Source organism: Colwellia polaris (assembly GCF_002104515.1).
In the GTDB taxonomy this organism is placed as follows: Bacteria; Pseudomonadota; Gammaproteobacteria; order Enterobacterales; family Alteromonadaceae; genus Cognaticolwellia; species Cognaticolwellia polaris.
This window is the reverse complement of sequence record NZ_NBOE01000008.1, coordinates 1-19,881: the sequence shown is the minus strand read 5'-3', so window position 1 is coordinate 19,881 and position 19,881 is coordinate 1. Positions and strand designations below refer to the sequence as shown.

Genomic DNA, 19,881 nt, shown 5'->3' with positions numbered 1-19,881 from the left:
GTCATGATAAAAAATACGATTAAGTAGACAAATATATGAGTGCAGAAAATATAAATAACTATCCCCGAGATATGAAAGGTTACGGTCAAAAAGTGCCACAGGCCAATTGGCCAAATAAAGCTAAAGTAGCCGTTCAATTTGTTATTAACTATGAAGAAGGTGCAGAAAATTGCATCTTGCATGGGGATAAAGCTTCTGAAACGTTTCTCTCTGAAATAATTGGTGCATTGCCTTTTGAAAATGAGCGCCATATGAATATGGAATCATTTTATGAATTTGGCAGCCGAGCAGGTTTCTGGCGATTACACCGCTTATTTACCCAGCGAAAGGTGCCCGTTACTGTGTTCGCTGTTGCCATGGCTATGCAAAGAAACCCCGAAGCAATACAAGCGATGCTAGACGCTAATTGGGAAATTGCTAGTCATGGTTATCGTTGGATTGATTATCAAAAAGTGCCTATTGAAACAGAGCGTGAACACTTAAAAAAAGCCATTGAAATTCATCAAGCAATGACCGGCGAAAAACCTAAAGGTTGGTATTTAGGTCGAATGAGCGAAAACACCCGACAACTGGTGATGCAAGAAGGCTCTTTTTTATATGACGCCGACAGCTACGCTGATGACTTACCTTACTTTGTTGAAGGCATAAACAAGCCGCATTTAATTGTACCTTACACACTTGATGTAAATGACATGCGCTTTGCAAGCCCACAAGGTTTTAATGCTGGTGACCAATTCTTTAATTATTTAAAAGACACTTTTGATACCTTATATGCTGAAGGTGCTGACGCACCGAAAATGATGTCAATTGGATTACATTGCCGCATTATCGGACGCCCGGGTAGGTTTGCAAGTTTAGTACGTTTTCTAGATTACATTGAACAGTTTAACGATGTATGGCTGTGCACAAGGCAAGATATAGCAGAGCATTGGATTAAACACCACGGCGCTTCATAAGCTCTGTTAACTCAATTTTTTCATAATAATGCTTTCACAATAAATAGTAACTTACTGTCAAATTAATATGGCATTAAAGTAACTGCCAAAGCCAGTACCGATAGATATCACAGAGTATTTATTGGTTTTACAGGATTAGTTTTACATTATTAGTTTTACATTATCGGCACTACAACTTTAAACATATAGCGTAACGAGTATCTCACCATATGACAAAATATCTACAAAAAGGGTTGTTACAGGTTAACAATGACCTAGCAAGCTTTATCAAAGAAGACGTATTACCTGGTTTGAATATCTCAGAGCCAGATTTTTGGCAGGCTTTATCAGATATTACCCATGAACTAGGGCCAGAAAATAGAGCATTATTAGTAAAGCGCGATGTTATGCAGGCACAAATAGATCAGTGGAACATAAAGCATCAAGGCAAATTTGATCTGCCAAGCTATAAAAAATTTCTCACAGAAATTGGTTACCTAGTACCAGAAGGTGAAGACTTTACCATCACGACTCAACATGCTGACTCTGAAGTTAGCCTGCAAGCAGGCCCTCAACTTGTTGTGCCTACCGCTAATGCTCGTTTTGCATTAAATGCGGCTAACGCACGATGGGGAAGCTTGTATGACGCACTTTATGGCACCGATGTTATCAGCGAGGAAGATGGCGCTACAAAAGGGCATTCACATAACCCAAACAGAGCAAAAAAAGTTATTGCCTATGCCAAAGCGTTTTTAGACCAAAATTTCCCGCTACTTTCTGGCTCTCATAGCCAAGCTATTGGTTATTCGATTAACAATAAAGCTCTACAAGTAACATTAAGCAACGGCAACACAACCCAGTTAAAAAATGGCGAACAATTAATCGGCTATCAAGGAACAAAAAACAGTCCTAGCTCTATTTTATTAACCCATCATGATTTACGCGTAGCGATTGAGATAGACCCTAACTCTGCCATTGGCAAAACAGATGATGCGGGTATTAAAGATATTACCTTAGAGTCGGCACTTACCACGATACAAGATTTTGAAGATTCTGTAGTTGCGGTAGACGCGTTAGAAAAAATTCAAGTTTATCGTAACTGGTTAGGCTTAATGAAAGGCGATTTAAGCGAAACCATTGAAAAATCGGGTAAGGTATCACAACGTATTTTAAAGGCAGATAAAGTCTATAACGATCTTGCTGATGGCAGTTTGACTCTTCACGGACGTAGCTTGTTATTTTGTCGCAACGTTGGTCATTTAATGACAAACCCTGCGGTGATTGACAAAGATGGTTTGGAAATTCAAGAAGGCATCATGGACGCCATGATCAGCACCTTAATTGCGCTGCATGATTTACAAAAAACTAATCTGCACCGTAACTCCAGAAATGGCAATGTCTATATTGTTAAACCTAAAATGCATGGTCCTGAAGAAGTTGCCTTTGCCAATAAGCTGTTTAATGCCGTTGAAGACGCACTACATTTAGATAGAGATACCATCAAAATTGGTGTTATGGATGAAGAACGCCGCACTACGGTCAATTTAAAGGCATGTATTCGTGAGGTTAAAAGCCGTGTAGTTTTTATTAACACGGGCTTTTTAGATAGAACAGGCGATGAAATACACACCAGTATGTTACTAGGTCCTATGGTGCCAAAAGGTAACATGAAAGCACAAGCTTGGATTAACGCCTACGAAGATTGGAATGTAGATATAGGCTTAGCTTGTGGTTTTGCCGGTAAAGCGCAAATAGGTAAAGGTATGTGGGCAATACCGGATGAAATGGCCGCCATGATGAAAGCTAAAGTTGCTCACCCATTATCGGGTGCAAATACCGCATGGGTGCCTTCTCCTACAGGTGCAACCTTACATGCCATGCATTACCATCAAGTTAACGTTTTTGAACAACAGAAAGAAATTGTCAAAAGAGCACGTGCTAACATTGATGATATATTAACAGTACCCTTACTAAGCGATACAAGCAGCTTGACTCCACAAGCTATTGAAAACGAATTAAACAACAATGCGCAAGGTTTACTTGGTTACGTTGTTCGATGGATTGATTTAGGCATGGGAGCGTCAAAAGTTCCAGACATAAACAATATTGGCTTAATGGAAGACAGAGCCACCTTAAGAATTTCCAGCCAACACATTTGTAATTGGTTAGAGCACAATATTTTAACACCAACGCAAGTTAGGGCGTCATTGGAAAAAATGGCAAGGGTGGTTGATCAACAAAACTCACACGATAGCACTTACCAAGCTATGTCAGACGATTTTGACAATAGTTTGTCTTTTCAAGCCGCGTTAGATTTAATTTTTAAAGGTAAAACTCAGCCTAATGGCTATACCGAACCATTGTTGCATGAATACAGAAAAAAATTCATTGCCGCTCAGACATCAAGGAAATAAAGACCATGTCAGCTAAACACACATACTATGCGCCAACAGGCGGATTACCACCACAAACACAATTGATTTCAGACCGAGCAATTTTTACCGAAGCATATGCGATTATTCCAAAACGCGTACTAACAGATATTGTTATTAGCTACCTACCTTTTTGGGAAAACATGCGTATGTGGGTTATCGCGCGTCCATTAAGTGGTTTTTCAGAAACTTTCTCTCAATATATAGTTGAGGTTGGCGCCAATGGTGGCTCTGAAAAACCAGAATTAGACGAAAAAGCAGAAGGGGTACTTTTTGTTGTTGAAGGCGAAATGGATGTAAACATTGAAGGCACCAATCATCACTTAGACACTGGTGGCTATGCGTATTTACCACCTGGCTGTAAATGGACATTAAAAAACAACAGCAGTGCTAACGTTAAGTTTCATTGGATCCGCAAAGCCTATCAGTTTGTTGAAGGTATTGATGCCCCCGAGCCATTTGTTACCAGTGATAACGAAGTAGAAGGCATAGAAATGCCTGACACTGGCGGCGTATGGAAAACCACTCGCTTTACTGAGCAATCAGACATGCGTCACGACATGCACGTAAATATTGTAACATTTGAGCCCGGTGGCGTTATCCCATTTGATGAAACGCATGTAATGGAACATGGCCTTTATGTATTAGAAGGTAAGGCTGTTTATCACCTTAATGGTGAGTGGGTTGAAGTAGAAGCGGGTGATTTTATGTGGCTACGCGCATTTTGCCCACAATCTTGTTATGCCGGCGGCCCTGGACCTTTTAGGTATTTACTTTATAAAGATGTAAATAGACATATGCCTTTTATACGTCCTGCAAGGTAATTATTACTTTTTTACTTAGCTAAAAAGCGTTATTAAAAGCGCATGTAATCGTCAGCTATCATGATATTACGTGCGCATTTTATATCAGCAAATCATTGTGAATAATAAAGCTAATACATACAACCTATGCATTCAAAAATCTTCTACTGTTAAATCTAACGACAAAACTCGTTCCATAGTATTAGCCTCAACGTTTAATCTCTTCTTTCTTATTTGGTTTAAAGCAGTATCTGAGAGTTTATTGATATTTTGACCTATTATTATATTGAAAAGCTCAGAACGCCTTTCGCTTATTAAGCGGTTGAATTAAAGCTTATAAGTCGTAAATGCTTATGGCGATATTCAGCATTAAAAGATAAAATAATAACTTGTCACTTGTGTCAGGTTTTTATTCTGATATATTTGATGCTAAACAAGCACAATAAAAAATCATAAAACAAGAAGCGGAACCAAATATGACCACAAGTACAGTGCGTTTTTTATTAAACAACGATGTTGTGACCGTAGAAAACATAGATCCGAATTTAACGGTTCTTCAGTATTTACGTGAAGAGCAATTTAAAAGTGGTACCAAAGAAGGCTGTTCTTCTGGCGACTGTGGCGCTTGTACCGTGGTGGTAGCTGAGTTAGCGAAAGATAGCCAAACACTCGATTATAAATCAATCAATGCTTGCATTAGTTTTGTGGGCAGTTTGCATGGCAAGCAATTAATTACCGTTGAACACCTAAAACAAGGGGCTAAATTGCATCATGTTCAACAATCTATGGTCGATAATCATGGCTCGCAATGTGGTTTTTGTACCCCAGGTTTTGTTATGTCTTCATTTGCATTGCATAAACAAAATAGCAAGCCTAATCGAGCAGAAGTACTTGAAGCATTAGCAGGTAATTTATGCCGCTGTACGGGGTATCGTTCAATTATTGATGCGGCGATAGCCTCAAGTGAACATACAGAAGCAGACTCATTTGCCGAGCACTATCAACAAACGGTGCAGCAATTAAATGAATTTAAAACACTACCGTCAGCGGCGTTATCAAATGGTCGTCATCAATACTTTGCACCAAAAACCGCTAAAGAGTTAGCCGATAAATTACTGCAAAACCCCGATGCAACTTTGGTAGCTGGCGCAACTGACTTAGCCTTAACCGTGACACAAAATTTAGCCACCATTGATGACCTAGTTTATTTGGGTGATGTTGCAGAGTTAAAAACCATCTCAGATAACGCTGAAGAATTTATTATTGGCTCTGCAGTGCCTTATAGTGAATTCACCCCGATGTTACATCAGGAGTATCACGACCTTGGTGAGATGATCGAGCGAATAGGCTCACGACAAATTCGCAATAATGGCACCTTAGGTGGCAATATTGGTAATGCCTCACCAATTGGTGATATGCCGCCAGCTTTAATCGCCTTAGGTGCTGAAATTACCTTACAACGTGGTGATCAAGAGCGGAAAATTGCTTTAGAAGACTTCTTTGTTGATTATAAAAAAACAGTACTAGCGCCGTCTGAGTTTATTAAAAATGTTTATATTCCTAAGTCTTCGGCTAATAAAGTACTGAAAGTTTATAAAATATCTAAACGCATTGACGACGACATTTCTGCGGTTTTAGCGGCATTTAACATCGAACTTAAAGATAATATTATTACCAGTGTTCGTATCGCTTTTGGTGGTATGGCGGGTATTCCTATGCGTGCCAAACAATGTGAAGGCGCTTTATTAAATAAAACCTTCGATGGTGAAAGTGTTACGGCCGCACAAGCAGCATTAGCACTCGACTTTACGCCAATGTCAGACGTACGAGCTTCTGACAAATATCGCCTGAAAGTCGCACAAAACTTAATTCAAAAGTGTTATTTAGAATTACAAAGTAAACAGATTGAAACTCGGGTAGTTAATTATGCGTAGTCTTATAAATACCAAACACTCTAACGAAAATATAAACCAAGAATCTACTGCTGTCGGCCAAGGTGGCGTAGGTCGTTCTAAAAAGCACGAAAGCGCTGATAAACACGTTAGCGGCGAAGCTTTATATATTGATGACAGGCCTAGCCTTCAAGGGCAATTACATGCCGCTGCAGGTCAAAGCACTATTGCACACGGGCGTATTAAAAGTATCGATTTATCAGCGGTAAAAGCTGCCGAAGGGGTTGTCGCCGTGATCACGGTGGAAGATGTACCCGGACATACCGATATTGGCCCAGTATTTCCTGGCGACCCGGTATTGGCGATGGGTCAAGTTGACTATATTGGCCAACCTATATTTGCCGTTGCAGCGACCAGTCACGACTTAGCCAGACGCGCTGTTAAATTGGCAAAAATAGAATACGAAGAACTCGAAGCCGTATTAACGGTAAAAGATGCGCTGGCCAAACAAAACTTTGTACGCCCGCCTTTTACTATGCAGCGCGGTGATTCAGAAACCGCCATTGAACAAGCTGAACATCAATTACGAGGTGAAATTTCTGTTGGTGGTCAAGAGCATTTTTATCTTGAAGGACAAGTATCAACAGCCGAGCCCACCGAAGATGGCGGCATGACGGTATTTTCTTCGTCACAACATCCAAGTGAAGTACAAAAGCTAGTGGCTGAAGTGCTCAATATTCCACTGAATAAAGTGATTGTAGACACGCGTCGTATGGGTGGAGGTTTTGGTGGTAAAGAAACCCAAGCTGCGCCATGGGCATGTTTAGCGGCCTTGTTATCAAACCATACTAAACGTCCGGTTAAATTTAAGTTAAGCCGCTCAGACGATATGTGTATGACAGGTAAACGTCATCCTTTTGAAAATAACTATCACGTGGGTTTTGACAGTAACGGTCAAATTAAAGGCATTAATATCGAAGTCAACGGCAATTGTGGTTATTCACCCGATTTGTCCGATGCTATTGTTGACAGAGCCATGTTCCACTCTGACAACGCTTACTTTTTAGACCAAGCAAAAGTTACCGGAAATCGCTGTAAATTAAATACCGTATCGCATACCGCTTATCGTGGTTTTGGTGGACCACAAGGCATGATGACCATTGAAATGGTCATGGACGATATTGCCCGTTATTTAAGAAAAGATCCGTTAGAAATTCGTAAAATTAATTTATACGGCAAAGACGATCGCAACGTTACGCACTATCACCAAACGGTAGAGCATAACAAAATGGCGGAATTAATTTCTTCATTAGAACAAAGCTCAGATTATCAAGCCCGCAGAGAAAGTATTAGCCAGTTTAATATTGAAAATACGATATTAAAGAAAGGTATAGCGTTAACGCCGGTTAAATTTGGTATTTCATTTACCGTGCAACACTTAAACCAAGCCGGGGCTTTAGTTCACATTTATACCGACGGTACTATTCATTTAAATCATGGCGGCACCGAAATGGGCCAAGGTTTATTTACCAAAATAGCGCAAATTGTTGCTGAAGAGTTTCAAGTCGACGTTGATACCGTTGGTGTCTCGGCAACACGTACCGATAAAGTGCCTAATACCTCTCCAACAGCAGCTTCGTCAGGCACCGACTTAAACGGTAAAGCGGCACAAGCGGCAGCTAAAATCCTTAAAGCTCGTTTAATTGCTTTTGCTTGTGAAAAATATAACGTTGGCGAAGCAGAGGTTAGTTTTAAAAACAGCCAAGTGTTGGTGGGCGCAGAAACCTTCTCATTTGCTGAGCTTGTTCAGCAAGCTTATATGGGCCGAGTATCGTTATCTTCAACAGGTTATTATAAAACACCCAAAATACATTTTGATCGCGCAACAGGTAAAGGTCGACCTTTCTTTTATTATTCAACTGGCGCGGCGGTATCTGAAGTATTAATTGATACCCTAACGGGTGAATATAAATTATTACGTGCCGATATTTTGCATGACGTAGGGCACTCGTTAAATCCTGCAATAGATATCGGACAAATTGAAGGTGCATTCATTCAAGGTATGGGTTGGTTAACGACCGAAGAATTGGTTTGGAATGACCAAGGTAGACTGTTATCTAATAACCCTGCAACTTACAAAATACCGGCAATAAGTGATACCCCAAGCGATTTTCGCGTTGACTTAGTGCCAGACGATCCTAATCGTGAGCAAACCATTTATAACTCGAAAGCCGTAGGCGAACCGCCATTTATGCTCGGTATTTCGGTATGGTCTGCGCTTAAAGATGCCATTTCGAGCGTGTCAGATTACAAATTAAGCCCAGCGCTAGATACACCAGCAACACCCGAGCGAGTACTTTGGGCGGTTGAAGCGATGAAAGACAGTGAGCAGGTTTAGGTAACTACTGATGACAACAAACTGGAGCAGTGCCAGCTATAAGTTGAGCAAACAAGGCCAAGCCTATGTATTAGTTACCTTGGTAGGCGTTTCAGGCTCAACCCCTAGAAATAGTGGTACAAAAATGGTGATCAGTAATGATGACATTTTTGACACTATTGGTGGCGGGCACCTCGAACATAAAGCCATTAAACAAGCAAAAAAAATGCTGCTTAACGGTAAAAGCTGCCAACATATTGAGCACTTTCAATTAGGCAGTAATTTAGGTCAATGTTGTGGCGGTAATACTAGCGTATTGTTTGAATGTTTCGCTGCTACCGGCGTTAATATTATGTTATTTGGTGCTGGCCATGTTGGTAAAGCGTTAGTGCCAATTTTAGCGCAACTACCTTGCAAGGTAACTTGGGTTGATAGCCGTGAAGCGCAGTTTCCTGTCAATGTTGAGCAATACGACAATGTTCATAAAGTGGTGAGTGATACCCCCGAGCTAGAAGTAGCAAGCATGCCAGCCAATAGCTACTTTATAGTGATGACTCATAACCACCAAATGGATTTTGAAATATCACAAGCTATTTTAAAGCGTGCTGATTTTCATTACTTAGGCTTAATCGCTTCTGATACCAAATGGCGCAGATTTAAGCAGCGTTATAAACATCGTGATATTGATGAAAACCAAGTAGCAAGAATGAACTGTCCAATAGGTTTATCGCAAGTAGGTGGTAAATTGCCGATGGAAGTGGCGGTATCTGTGTCGGCTGAAATTATTAATATCTATCAAGCTGAACAAGCTAAAGTCGAGCGCTTAAATCAACAGCTTGAGCTGTCAAACCCGCAGACTCCAGCTAACGCCATAAATAAAAGTCGTCCTAAAACGCAACAAGGTATTCACTGGCAAGCGCTTAAGCAACTGCTTGAAACAGAGTAACGAATAGTAAAAGAGCTATTTTGCCCTGCGTTAACGTAAAGTTGATGATAATGCACAGCAAAAATTTAACAGGAAAAACAATGGATTTAGCACAATTAAATAACTTATCTGTCGAAGAAGCCACGCATAGTTTTATGCAATGTTGTACCGCTACAACTTGGGTTGCGCGCATGGTTAATGCACGCCCTTTTAGGGATCAACAAGACTTGGTGAGTAAAGCAGATAAAGCGTGGCAAGGGCTTGAAGAAGCTGACTATTTAGAAGCATTCGAAGGTCATCCACAAATTGGAAACGTTGCTACCTTAAGAGCTAAATATGCCAACACCAAAGCGCTAGCCAGTGGAGAACAAAGCTCAGTTAGCGAAGCTACAGAAGAAGTACTTGAAGCACTTGCTAAAGGTAACGCTGACTATTTAGCAAAGTTTGGTTTCATCTTTATTGTGTGTGCAACAGGTAAAAGCGCGGCACAAATGCTGGCGTTATTACAAGCGCGTTTACCTAACAATAAAAGCACTGAATTGGCGAACGCCGCCGAAGAGCAGCGCAAAATATTCCATCTACGTTTAGAGAAATTACTATGAGCCAAATAACCACCCATGTACTTGACACAACTCGCGGTTTACCTGCACAAAACCTACCTATTACGCTATTTGCGCAAACCAGTGATGGTTGGGCTGAACTAGCTTATGGCGTTACCAATGCTGATGGGCGAATTGCCGGTTTATTAGCTGACGATGTAGTACTGGCCGCAGGTGTTTATCGTATGCATTTTTCAACAAAACCGTATTTTGTGGCCAATAAAGAACAAGGCTTTTATCCATATGTTGATATTGTATTCGAACTCGACAGCAGTGGCAGCCATTATCACATTCCGTTGTTATTAACCGCTTTTGGATATTCAACTTATCGTGGTAGCTAAGCTGAATAAGCAGAGAAATTTTATGCCGAAAAATGTTCAAACCGTTACACCAAAGCCATTAACACGTGCCGCTTTTACTGCTTTTGGTGATGTAATTGAAGCGAATGCTGAAGCGCATGTTTTTGCAATAAACAATGGCTTTACTCAGCGTTATCATGATCTGGCTAAAGTTGATGTTAGTGATAATGCCGGTCACGCCATTATCAACATATTTCGCTCAACGCCATTAGCTCAACCCATTGCTATTAAGATGATGGAACGACATCCCCACGGTAGCCAAGCGTTTATTCCTATGGGCCAAAACCCATACTTAGTGGTAGTTGCACCCGCAGGCGAATTTGACATAAACAAGTTAGAAGTATTTATCGCCAACGCTGACCAAGGTGTAAATTATCATAAAGGTACTTGGCATCATTTCTGTTTAGCATTGGGCGGAGAAAGTGACTTTTTAGTAGTCGATCGAGGCGGTAAAGGTGATAACTGTGATGTGATAGAACTCGATGGTTCAATCGTTATTGCAAAAAGTTAGAACAAGCCAGAATAACCGGCATAAGTTAATAAATTAAAAACCAAATTATAAGGTAAGAAAAAATGTTGAAAGTATATCGCGGAGAGTTACTGCATTTCTTGGCCGATCCAGCCAAAGTAGCTTTGCAAGACAGTTATCAATATATTGAAGATGGGTTACTCATTATTAAAGATGGCCTAGTTGAACAAGTAGGCGAAGCAAAAGCGTTACTTAACACCCTAGATAACGATGTTGACGTTATTCATTACGAAAATGGTTTAATCATGCCTGGCTTTATTGATACGCATGTACATTACCCACAAACAGAAATGATCGCCTCATACGGCGAGCAACTGCTTGAATGGTTAGAAAACTATACTTTTCCATTTGAACGCCAATTTTCTGATCTAGAACACGGTAAAAGAGTTGCCGAATTCTTCTTAACGCAATTACTTGAAGCGGGCACAACAACGGCTTTAGTGTTTGGCACTGTGCACAAAGAATCTGTCGATGCATTTTTCACTATTGCCCAGCAGAAAAAATTACGCATGATATGCGGCAAAGTGTTAATGGACCAAAACTGCCCTGATTATTTATCTGACACCGCACAAAGTGGTTATGATGACAGCAAAGCATTAATTGAAAAATGGCACAACACCGACCGTTTACAATATGCAATAACGCCAAGGTTTGCCCCTACTTGTTCAACCGAGCAACTAAACAAGGCAGGGCAGTTACTAGCAGAAAATCCAAGTGTTTATTTACATACCCATTTAAGTGAAAATAAATCTGAAATTGCTTGGGTAGAAGAACTATTTCCAGACAGCGATGGTTATTTAGATGTTTATGATAAAAGTAACTTACTCAGCCGAAGAAGCGTTTTTGCCCATGGCGTGCATTTGCACGATAGTGAATGTCAGCGTTTAAGTGAAACAGACTCAGCAGTAGCGTTTTGCCCAAGCTCTAACCTGTTTTTAGGCAGTGGTTTGTTTAACCTACAACAAGTAGAAAAATTTGATGTAAACGTAGGTTTAGGCAGCGACATTGGCGCGGGCACAACGTTTTCTATGTTAAGTACCATTAACGAAGGTTATAAAACCCAGCAACTACGTGGCGATAAACTTAGCCCGTTTAAATCGATGTTTTTAGCCACTTTAGGCGGCGCAATTGCCTTAGATCTTGAAGGGACTATTGGTAATTTCGTTAAAGGCGCAGAAGCCGACTTTATTGTCTTGGATTATCATGCAACACCGTTAATGGACAGACGCATGCAACATTGTAAAACGTTGTCAGAAAAACTATTTATATTAAGCATGTTAGGTGACGAACGTCATGTTAAAGCAACCCATATTATGGGTGAGCGGGTTTAATAAACACAATAATAATTCAATAACAAAATCTGAACACTAAGGAATTTTATGGATCCGTATATTAATGAATGGCTGAATTTAGTTATTAGATTTGCCCACCTTATTACCGGTATTGCTTGGGTTGGTGCATCTTTCTATTTTGTATGGTTAGACAACCATTTAGAAACGCCACCTCAAGAAAAAGCTGACAAAGGTATAGGCGGCGATTTATGGGCCATACACGGTGGTGGTTTTTATGAAGTGGCGAAATATAAACTTGCACCACCAAAAATGCCAGCCACATTGCATTGGTTTAAATGGGAAGCTTACACCACTTGGATCACCGGATTTTTGTTATTGTCGTTAATGTTTTACGTTGGCGCAGAATCTTACTTAATTGATAAGCGTGTTGCTGATTTAACGCAATGGCAAGCCATTGGATTAGGGCTTGGCTCTATTGTGGTTGGTGTAGGTATTTACGAGCTACTGGTAAGAACAAAACTCAGAAATCATGGCATTATTTTAGGTTTGATTTTGTTTGTTGTAGCAACGGCATTATCTTACGGTTTAACGCAAATATTTAGTGCGCGTGGTGCTTATATGCACATGGGCGCAATTATTGGCACCATTATGGCCGGTAATGTATTTTTCGGTATTATGCCATCGCAACGGGCGCTTGTTAAAGCAGTAGAAGAGGGCAAAGCTCCAGATCCGGCTTACGGATTAAATGCTAAAGTGCGCTCTACACATAACACTTACACCACGTTACCTATTATTTTTATCATGATTTCAAATCATTACCCGATGACCTTTAACCATAGTGCTAATTGGTTAGTGTTAATGGCAATAGTATTGATCACAGCTGCTGTTCGTCAATATTTTGTATTGCGCCATTTTGGTAAGCAAAAACCGTTAATTTTAGTGGCATCAGTTGTAGCTACTATTGTATTAGCTGTGGCAATTGCTCCACGTTCAGTTGAAATAAGTGCCGAGCAACTCAAGCAAGAAGTAACGGATAGCCAAGTTACGCAAATTATTGAACAACGTTGTGGTACTTGTCATGCAGAAAACCCTACCGATGATATTTTTACCATAGCACCGGCAGGGCTTGTGTTTTCTAATATCGACACCATTAAGCAATGGGGGCCGCGCATTCAAGCCCGTGTTATTGACGCTAAAGATATGCCGTTTATGAATAAAACTGAAATGACAGATGAAGAGCGTACGCAATTAGCTATTTGGTTAGCAAATTCGAAATAGCAGCACGGTAGCGTTTATAACATTCAACGTATGGTGTTTATTATCAAGTGGCAGCCAGTACCCTAAACATTAATTAGTGGTGTTATCTGCCATTTTTACACGTTAATTTAGTGCTAGTGTTAACGGTTAATAGGAATTTAAGTGAGTAAAGAAAAAGTAAACGAAGGGACTATTCGACAAAAAAATAAAGCCATAATATTAGAGGCCGCTAAAAAAGAGTTTGTAACACATGGCTTCAAAGGTGCTTCTATCAAACGTATAGCTGAACGCGCCAATATTGCCCGCGCTAATATTCATTATTATTTTGCTGACAAAACCGACTTATACCAACAGTTACTCAGTAATATTATCGCGGTATGGAATACGGATTACGACACCCTAACGTTGGATAACGAACCTAAGCAAGTGCTCAGTGCTTATATTAGAGCAAAAGTTATGCACGCCAAAAGTGACCCCGATGCCTCAAGAATTTTTGCAAGCGAGCTAATTCACGGCGCACCCGTGCTTAAAGATTACTTAAATAATGATTTTAAAGTCTGGATAGACACTAAAATTAAGGTGATTGAAACTTGGGTAGAGCAAGACCTAATAGACCCTATAAACCCATACCATTTGTTGTTTTTAATATGGAGCTCAACCCAACACTACGCCGACTTTAACGTGCAAGTTGTGGCAGCCTTAGATAAAAACGAAATGAACGATGACGACTTCGAAGCTGTAGTCGCTTCACTTACCCAAATAATTCTTAAAGGCTGTGGTATTCGTTAACATCAAAAATGTTACGTTTTAAAAGCCAGTGCAAACATAGAGGCTCAATATTATTCAATAGCGAGCCATAATCGCACACATTTAAGAGATAAACCCCAAGTGCCCAGCGAGTACTTAAAGCGTTTATATAGCGCTCATTGCAGGCACATAGCTCTCTTATGTTTATATTATGGTTCTCGCTGTGCTTTAACGAAAACTAAGTACTATTGTTTTTTAAATAGTACAAAGCTTCAATTCTACTTTTAAATATTTGCTCGCTTGGTACTTTTTCAAATAAATGTAACTTATTAAAGTCGTCACGAACTCGTTGGCAAATATTTGATAACAATATTTTTTTCCCCTCGGTTTGATAACTCATAATAATTTCTTCAATGGCAATAGTACTCGTAATACCGACAAAACGCGCATCGGTAAAGTCTATTAATAAGGCTTTGTCTTGATCTAATTTTGAAACACTTTGTTTTAAGCCTCTGGCTACGCCAAAACCAATAGGGCCAGAAATATTCAACAAAAGCACTTGGTTATCTAATTCAGAGAATAAGGTTTTTTCATAAACCGGTAGGTGCACAGCTTCTTTTGCAGTTAAAAGCTTAATGTTATCCAATTGAATTTCTGATAATCGGCGAATAGTAACTAAATTGGCGATAAATGCTGAAATTAACACCGCAGTAATTAAATCAAATATAACCGCCATCACCATAGTTGCAACCATTAAGGCAACACTAAAGAACGGAATTTGATGCACGCGTTTAAGAAAGTTCCAATCAATAATACTAATGCCTACATGCGTTAGAATTGCCGCCAGTACAGCGACAGGAATATAAGCAGTGTATTCTCCTGCCCATAATACAATAGCCAGAATAAATAGCGCATGTAAAATACCCGACAAAGGTGTGGTGCCGCCAGCCCTTAGGTTAGTTACCGTGCGCATGGTTGCACCGCCACCAGGAAGTGCACCAAAGAAGCCAGCAATAACATTACCTATGCCTTGGCCAACTAATTCTTGATCAGAGTTATGTAAATCTTTACTGATACTATCAACGGTAAGCGAAGTCATTAAAGAATCTAGTGTGCTCAAGGTGGCAATAAGCAAAGCAGATTTTATCATCTCGCCGATTAAGTCATGTTGCCAAGTAGGAAAGTTAAACGTAGGTAATTCACTTGAAATTGCACCAACAACAGGAATATCACTACCTGAAAATATATAAAATATTGTCGCTCCTAATACTGCAATAATACTTGCTGGTATTATTTGTTTAAACTTCTGAGGCCAAACAAAAAGTACGGCTAAACATACCAAACCAACTAAGGTGTTTGTACTTGTTAACGTTGATATCGATAAAGACAACTCAGCAAATGGTTTGCCAAATAAAACCGGTATTTGCGATAAAATTATCAAAATACCAATACCTGAAGTAAAGCCTGAAATAACCGGATAAGATATCAGCGTAAAATACTTACCCAGTTTAAAAAAACCAAAAAGCATTTGAAAAACACCCGCTAAGCTAACCACAGTAAATGCCATCGCCACGCCATGTTCAGGCGACTTTGCTATAAAGCTGGTTAAAATGGCCACCATTGCAATAGTTAACCCGGTATTCGGCCCAGATATTTGTTGGTTTGTACCACCAAATATAGAAGCAAACAAACCCGTAATAATGGCACAATATATCCCCGCGCTAGCACCCGCGCCTGACGTTACGCCGAAAGCTAAAGCAAAAGGTAGTGCAACTATGGTAGAGGTAAGTGCACCAAAAATATCACCTTTAATGGTGTGACGATTAAAATGTGTTAGTTGAAGCATAACAACTCAATAATTAAAAATTCGATGAAGGCTGAGTGGTACTTTAATAATGTTAGTATTGAAATAGAAAAGAGATCACCCAGTATTGTATGCTCTAGAAGAGCTTCGCGCAGATTATACAAGAAATATGTCAAAAAAAACTTACTTCTTGACACTATTGACAGGTTTTCTATTTTAAGTTTAGGATGAAGTGACGACTAAAACAAAACAGCTAAATTAATCGTTAGCAAAAAAGTAATTAATCGCAAACAATTAAACATAAAGTGGTTAATTAATTTCCTTAAATAGGTTTTATTTATAACAAAGTAAAAACCAAGTTCTAAATAACTAGAGATTAAATATTATGGATGATCAAGTCGGCGTTACCAGCAGTACAGCAACTCGTGATCTAAACTTTTTAGAGCGATTTTTTAAACTAAGCTCGCACAATACCAACGTAAGAACAGAACTGATGGCAGGGTTAACAACTTTTGTAACTATGTCATACATTATGTTTTTAAATCCTATTATCATGTCGAAAACGGGCATGCCATTTGATGGCTTATTTTTAGCAACGTGTTTAGGTGCAGCAATAGCCACCATTATGATGGGCCTATATTCAAACTGGCCGGTAGGGCTTGCGCCAGGTATGGGCTTAAACGCATTTTTTACTTTTTCTGTTGTTGGCGCTATGGGCTATAGTTGGGAAATAGCGTTAGGCGCAGTTTTTCTATCAGGTGTTATTTTCGTGCTAATGAGCGTTACTCGGCTACGAGAATGGATGCTCGATAGTATTCCACTAAGTTTACGCTTAGCGATGACCGCCGGGGTAGGATTATTTCTTGGCTTCATTGGCTTACGTTTTACCGGCATTGTGGTTGCTAACCCAGATAATATTGTAGCACTCGCCGACCTAACACACTTTGGCTTTGGCGAATTCGGTCCAGAAGCACCGGCACTTGGTTTTTTAAGCTTTTTACTGATAACCGTACTGAGTTATCGTAATGTATTTGGTGCAGTAATCATTGGTATAGCCATAACAACACTAATCGCTTTTATTATGACATGGGTACTACCCAGAGAATTTTTTGTTGTAGCAGAAGCCGCTAAATCATTCGCTCCAGCCTCTGGTTTTGTTAGCTATAACGGCATGTTAGCTATACCAAACTTTTCAGCACTGGAGCCTATTCTGTGGAAAGCAGATATAGCAGGCGCGTTTCAAGTCGCTTTAATCCCGGTTATTGTTACCTTCTTATTTGTCAATATTTTTGATACCGCAGGTACATTAATGGGCGTTGCAGAACGCGCTAAATTACAAGATAAAAATGGCAAAATTATCGGTTTAAATAAATCACTAAAAGCAGACTCTATTTCTTCCGTTATTGGCACCGCTTTTGGTTGCCCGCCCGTTACTTCATATGTTGAGTCTGCTGCAGGCGTTGCTGTAGGCGGAAGAACAGGCTTAACAGCCATAACTATAGGCTTACTATTTGCTTTGGGGATGTTCTTTTTACCATTGGCACAAATGCTACCCGGCTTTGCGGTTGACGGTGCCTTAATTTATGTTGCCATGCTAATGATGAGCTCATTAAGAGGCTTAGATTGGGATGACTTAACCGAATACGCCCCAGCAGTTGCCACAACCGTGATGATGGCATTTACTTTCTCAATAGCCAACGGCATTGCATTTGGTTTTATAACTTATACCGTACTTAAGTTAGGCGCCGGAAAACATAAAGAAATCTCAAACGGTGTATGGGCATTAACGGCTTTATTTGTTGCTAAATTTATATTTTTAACTTAAGAATAATATATCGGTTTATTCAAGGGTTTATAATAAGTAATTGAATATAAGGGATAAGCTATGCCGGTTGAAATAAATAATCGATCATTTTAAGGCGGTTTAAATCGTCAATAATGTAAGAATCAATCAAACGCCTTGCCTGCAGGGATAATGGTACTTATGTTTAGTCTGGAACAATAAATATGTATTATTGAACAATTTATCCTCGCTTAAAATTGGTCAATAACTTATTACATTTGGTATTATGTATATTAATTTGAATAAATATTCACAATCAGGGTGGTCTTGGTTGTGCAAAGGCGGAATATTTCCGTCTAATAAGCTGTTATAAGCACTTAGGATTATGAATGCCTTGAATAGTCAATTGTCCAAAATATGTTGGCCTGATAGCCAAGTTAAGAAATACGAATTTGATTTTGAAGCTGATATTTTTATTCTCACAATTGAGGATTATCAAAGGGTGAGTTGGATCATTAAATTTGATAACGTAGACTTCAATTTCGTAAACGATCCAGTGTATATATCAAATGCAAAGTTTTCTGAACTTAACGGTCTAAACATTGCGGAGTTTTTCGATGATGACGGAGTCATTGTTAAACTTATATATGGTAATTGCACAGCGGTGTGCTTATAACAAGGGCGTTAGTTGCCTTTCTTAACCTTGTGGAAACTTCTGTTTGTGGTGTAACACCCGCATTATTCGGATAATGTCACCATCTACCCAATATGAGATAATCATAGATACTTCTGGAATAATTAATACACGGCCACGAAAAATATCTCTTTCAACACCCATTAATGGATGCTCAAGTAAGTTTTCAACCTTAGTTTCTATTATTTGGTCCGTTTTCTCTGCTGCGTTAGGGTTAAAATCAAATAAAAATTCAAATATCTTTTCTCGGTCATTGAGTGATTCTTCTTCCCAAAAAATCATATTTTATCTCTATTACGGATTTTATTCTTTCTAGCCTCCATCTGAGTTTTAGCTTCATTGTGATCAATAAAACTAGCTTTACCCTTATCAATCTTGTCAAATGCAGCATTTATTTGTTCTGTTAACCATAAATCATGGGTCACTGTTTTTCGTTGTTCTTCAGCTAAGGCTACTGTAAGCTCTCTGCATGCATCGCTTAATGTGCGTCCTTGGCTTTCAGCCATTAATTGCGCTAAGCGTTTAGTTTCTTCATCAACTCTAAATTGTATGCGAGTATCCATAATAGCTACCTTAATCAAATTGCGTACTCACAAATGTTAGCACTGGTGTTGTGCTTAGGCAACTAACAACACGCCCTGAGGTGGACCTCAAGCATTAAAGTTTGTTTTCCACCGCATATTTTAATAGCGGCGAGCCTCTGCTTTTCAAGGCCGCTAACTACGTTGATTCATCATACGCCGTCTTTGTTTTCCTACAACGAAAGAGTATTATTATCCATTTAAAAGACAGTATTTTAATTGAGTGTCATTCAAAACTTTGATTGTTAAGAGAAAATAATCCAGTTAGAGTACTTTGATTAAAAGTTAAATTAAAACGAGTAATTCTACAGGCTCGTTATGTACACATGGAGTTTGTATGCCCTTTAGAGTCACAATGAAAACAATTATTATATCTTTATTACTTTTGTTAAGGGGAAAATTAACGAGACACAAAATTAACGAGACACTCATCCTAAATTGAAAATCCTTCGTATCTAATTTAGAGCAAAATTAACGAGACACTCATCCTAAATTGAAAATCCTTCGTATCTAATTTAGAGTGGGTGTAATTAACATGACACTCACATTAAATTTACCCCCTAAACTCTACATTTAAATAATTAATAATTAACAAAAATTAACAGCGAATTAACAGGACACCCATCCTAAATTGAAATTACAGAACGAATTAACAGGACACCCATCCTAAATTGAAATTACAGCGAATTAACAGGACACCCATCCTAAATTGAAATTACAGAACACTGAACTAAACTAAGAAAACCCCCACAACATTATCTCAGGTGAGTTATGGCTACGCCAAGGAAGCAGCAAATCAGTTTAGTAAACACCCCGTATTATCATTGTGTGGCGCGTTGTGTTCGACGCGCTTTTTTATGCGGTGAAGATAC

At 39.3% G+C, this 19,881-nt stretch carries 16 protein-coding genes and 1 pseudogene; 14 read left to right on the top strand and 3 right to left on the bottom strand.

Annotated elements, in window-relative coordinates; translation table 11 throughout:
• The first annotated feature begins 35 nt into the window (after positions 1–35).
• The 12 genes from puuE to B6A32_RS12870 all read left to right on the top strand — a co-directional run bounded on the left by puuE (position 36) and on the right by B6A32_RS12870 (position 14,189).
• Entirely contained in the window at positions 36–956 is a 921-nt protein-coding gene (puuE, locus tag B6A32_RS12925; RefSeq protein ID WP_085304728.1) for an allantoinase PuuE, read from the top strand.
• Between the two features lie 209 nt (positions 957–1,165).
• The gene (locus tag B6A32_RS12920) at positions 1,166–3,349 is read left to right on the top strand and encodes a malate synthase G (RefSeq protein ID WP_085304726.1); all 2,184 of its coding nucleotides are present in this window, start codon (positions 1,166–1,168) and stop codon (positions 3,347–3,349) included.
• Between the two features lie 5 nt (positions 3,350–3,354).
• Positions 3,355–4,191, top strand: a complete 837-nt coding sequence (locus B6A32_RS12915; protein ID WP_085304724.1) for a bifunctional allantoicase/(S)-ureidoglycine aminohydrolase — start codon at positions 3,355–3,357, stop codon at positions 4,189–4,191.
• A gap of 455 nt (positions 4,192–4,646) precedes the next feature.
• Entirely contained in the window at positions 4,647–6,104 is a 1,458-nt protein-coding gene (gene xdhA, locus B6A32_RS12910) for a xanthine dehydrogenase small subunit (protein ID WP_085304722.1), read from the top strand.
• Positions 6,097–8,460 (top strand): xanthine dehydrogenase molybdopterin binding subunit, encoded by a 2,364-nt coding sequence (gene xdhB, locus B6A32_RS12905; protein ID WP_085304720.1) that lies wholly within the window; start codon positions 6,097–6,099, stop codon positions 8,458–8,460. Before xdhA ends, xdhB begins: the two co-directional genes overlap by 8 nt.
• A 10-nt stretch (positions 8,461–8,470) precedes the next feature.
• Positions 8,471–9,385, top strand: a complete 915-nt coding sequence (xdhC, locus tag B6A32_RS12900; RefSeq protein ID WP_085304718.1) for a xanthine dehydrogenase accessory protein XdhC — start codon at positions 8,471–8,473, stop codon at positions 9,383–9,385.
• 80 nt (positions 9,386–9,465) lie between these two features.
• Complete coding sequence (gene uraD / locus B6A32_RS12895; protein ID WP_085304716.1) at positions 9,466–9,966, top strand: 2-oxo-4-hydroxy-4-carboxy-5-ureidoimidazoline decarboxylase; 501 nt, start codon at positions 9,466–9,468, stop codon at positions 9,964–9,966.
• Entirely contained in the window at positions 9,963–10,304 is a 342-nt protein-coding gene (uraH, locus tag B6A32_RS12890) for a hydroxyisourate hydrolase (RefSeq protein ID WP_085304714.1), read from the top strand. Before uraD ends, uraH begins: the two co-directional genes overlap by 4 nt.
• A 22-nt stretch (positions 10,305–10,326) precedes the next feature.
• Complete coding sequence (locus B6A32_RS12885) at positions 10,327–10,833, top strand: ureidoglycolate lyase (RefSeq protein WP_085304712.1); 507 nt, start codon at positions 10,327–10,329, stop codon at positions 10,831–10,833.
• A 62-nt stretch (positions 10,834–10,895) separates the two neighbouring features.
• Complete coding sequence (gene guaD / locus B6A32_RS12880) at positions 10,896–12,182, top strand: guanine deaminase (RefSeq protein WP_085304709.1); 1,287 nt, start codon at positions 10,896–10,898, stop codon at positions 12,180–12,182.
• Positions 12,183–12,230: 48 nt separating this feature from the next.
• On the top strand, positions 12,231–13,421 hold the full coding sequence (locus B6A32_RS12875) for a urate hydroxylase PuuD (protein WP_085304707.1): 1,191 nt from the start codon (positions 12,231–12,233) through the stop codon (positions 13,419–13,421).
• A gap of 141 nt (positions 13,422–13,562) precedes the next feature.
• Positions 13,563–14,189: a TetR/AcrR family transcriptional regulator gene (locus B6A32_RS12870; protein ID WP_085304705.1), complete on the top strand. Its 627-nt coding sequence runs from the start codon at positions 13,563–13,565 to the stop codon at positions 14,187–14,189.
• A gap of 196 nt (positions 14,190–14,385) precedes the next feature.
• Here B6A32_RS12870 and B6A32_RS12865 read toward each other — a convergent pair whose 3' ends face one another.
• A complete protein-coding gene (locus tag B6A32_RS12865; protein ID WP_085304703.1) occupies positions 14,386–15,993 on the bottom strand; it encodes a SulP family inorganic anion transporter in 1,608 nt (535 codons plus the stop codon).
• A 343-nt stretch (positions 15,994–16,336) separates the two neighbouring features.
• Here B6A32_RS12865 and B6A32_RS12860 point away from each other — a divergent pair, with 343 nt between their 5' ends.
• Positions 16,337–17,776 (top strand): NCS2 family permease, encoded by a 1,440-nt coding sequence (locus B6A32_RS12860; protein ID WP_085304701.1) that lies wholly within the window; start codon positions 16,337–16,339, stop codon positions 17,774–17,776.
• 655 nt (positions 17,777–18,431) lie between these two features.
• Here B6A32_RS12860 and B6A32_RS12850 read toward each other — a convergent pair.
• Both B6A32_RS12850 and B6A32_RS12845 read right to left on the bottom strand, forming a co-directional pair.
• The gene (locus B6A32_RS12850) at positions 18,432–18,710 is read right to left on the bottom strand and encodes a type II toxin-antitoxin system RelE/ParE family toxin (RefSeq protein ID WP_085304696.1); all 279 of its coding nucleotides are present in this window, start codon (positions 18,708–18,710) and stop codon (positions 18,432–18,434) included.
• Entirely contained in the window at positions 18,707–18,991 is a 285-nt protein-coding gene (locus tag B6A32_RS12845) for a damage-inducible protein J (protein WP_085304694.1), read from the bottom strand. The genes B6A32_RS12850 and B6A32_RS12845 overlap by 4 nt, the downstream gene beginning before the upstream one ends.
• Before the next feature lie 789 nt (positions 18,992–19,780).
• On the opposite strand from B6A32_RS12845, the pseudogene B6A32_RS19465 reads away from it, so the two are divergent.
• A pseudogene (locus tag B6A32_RS19465) lies at positions 19,781–19,881 on the top strand (Type I secretion system protein TolC); the annotation flags it as partial.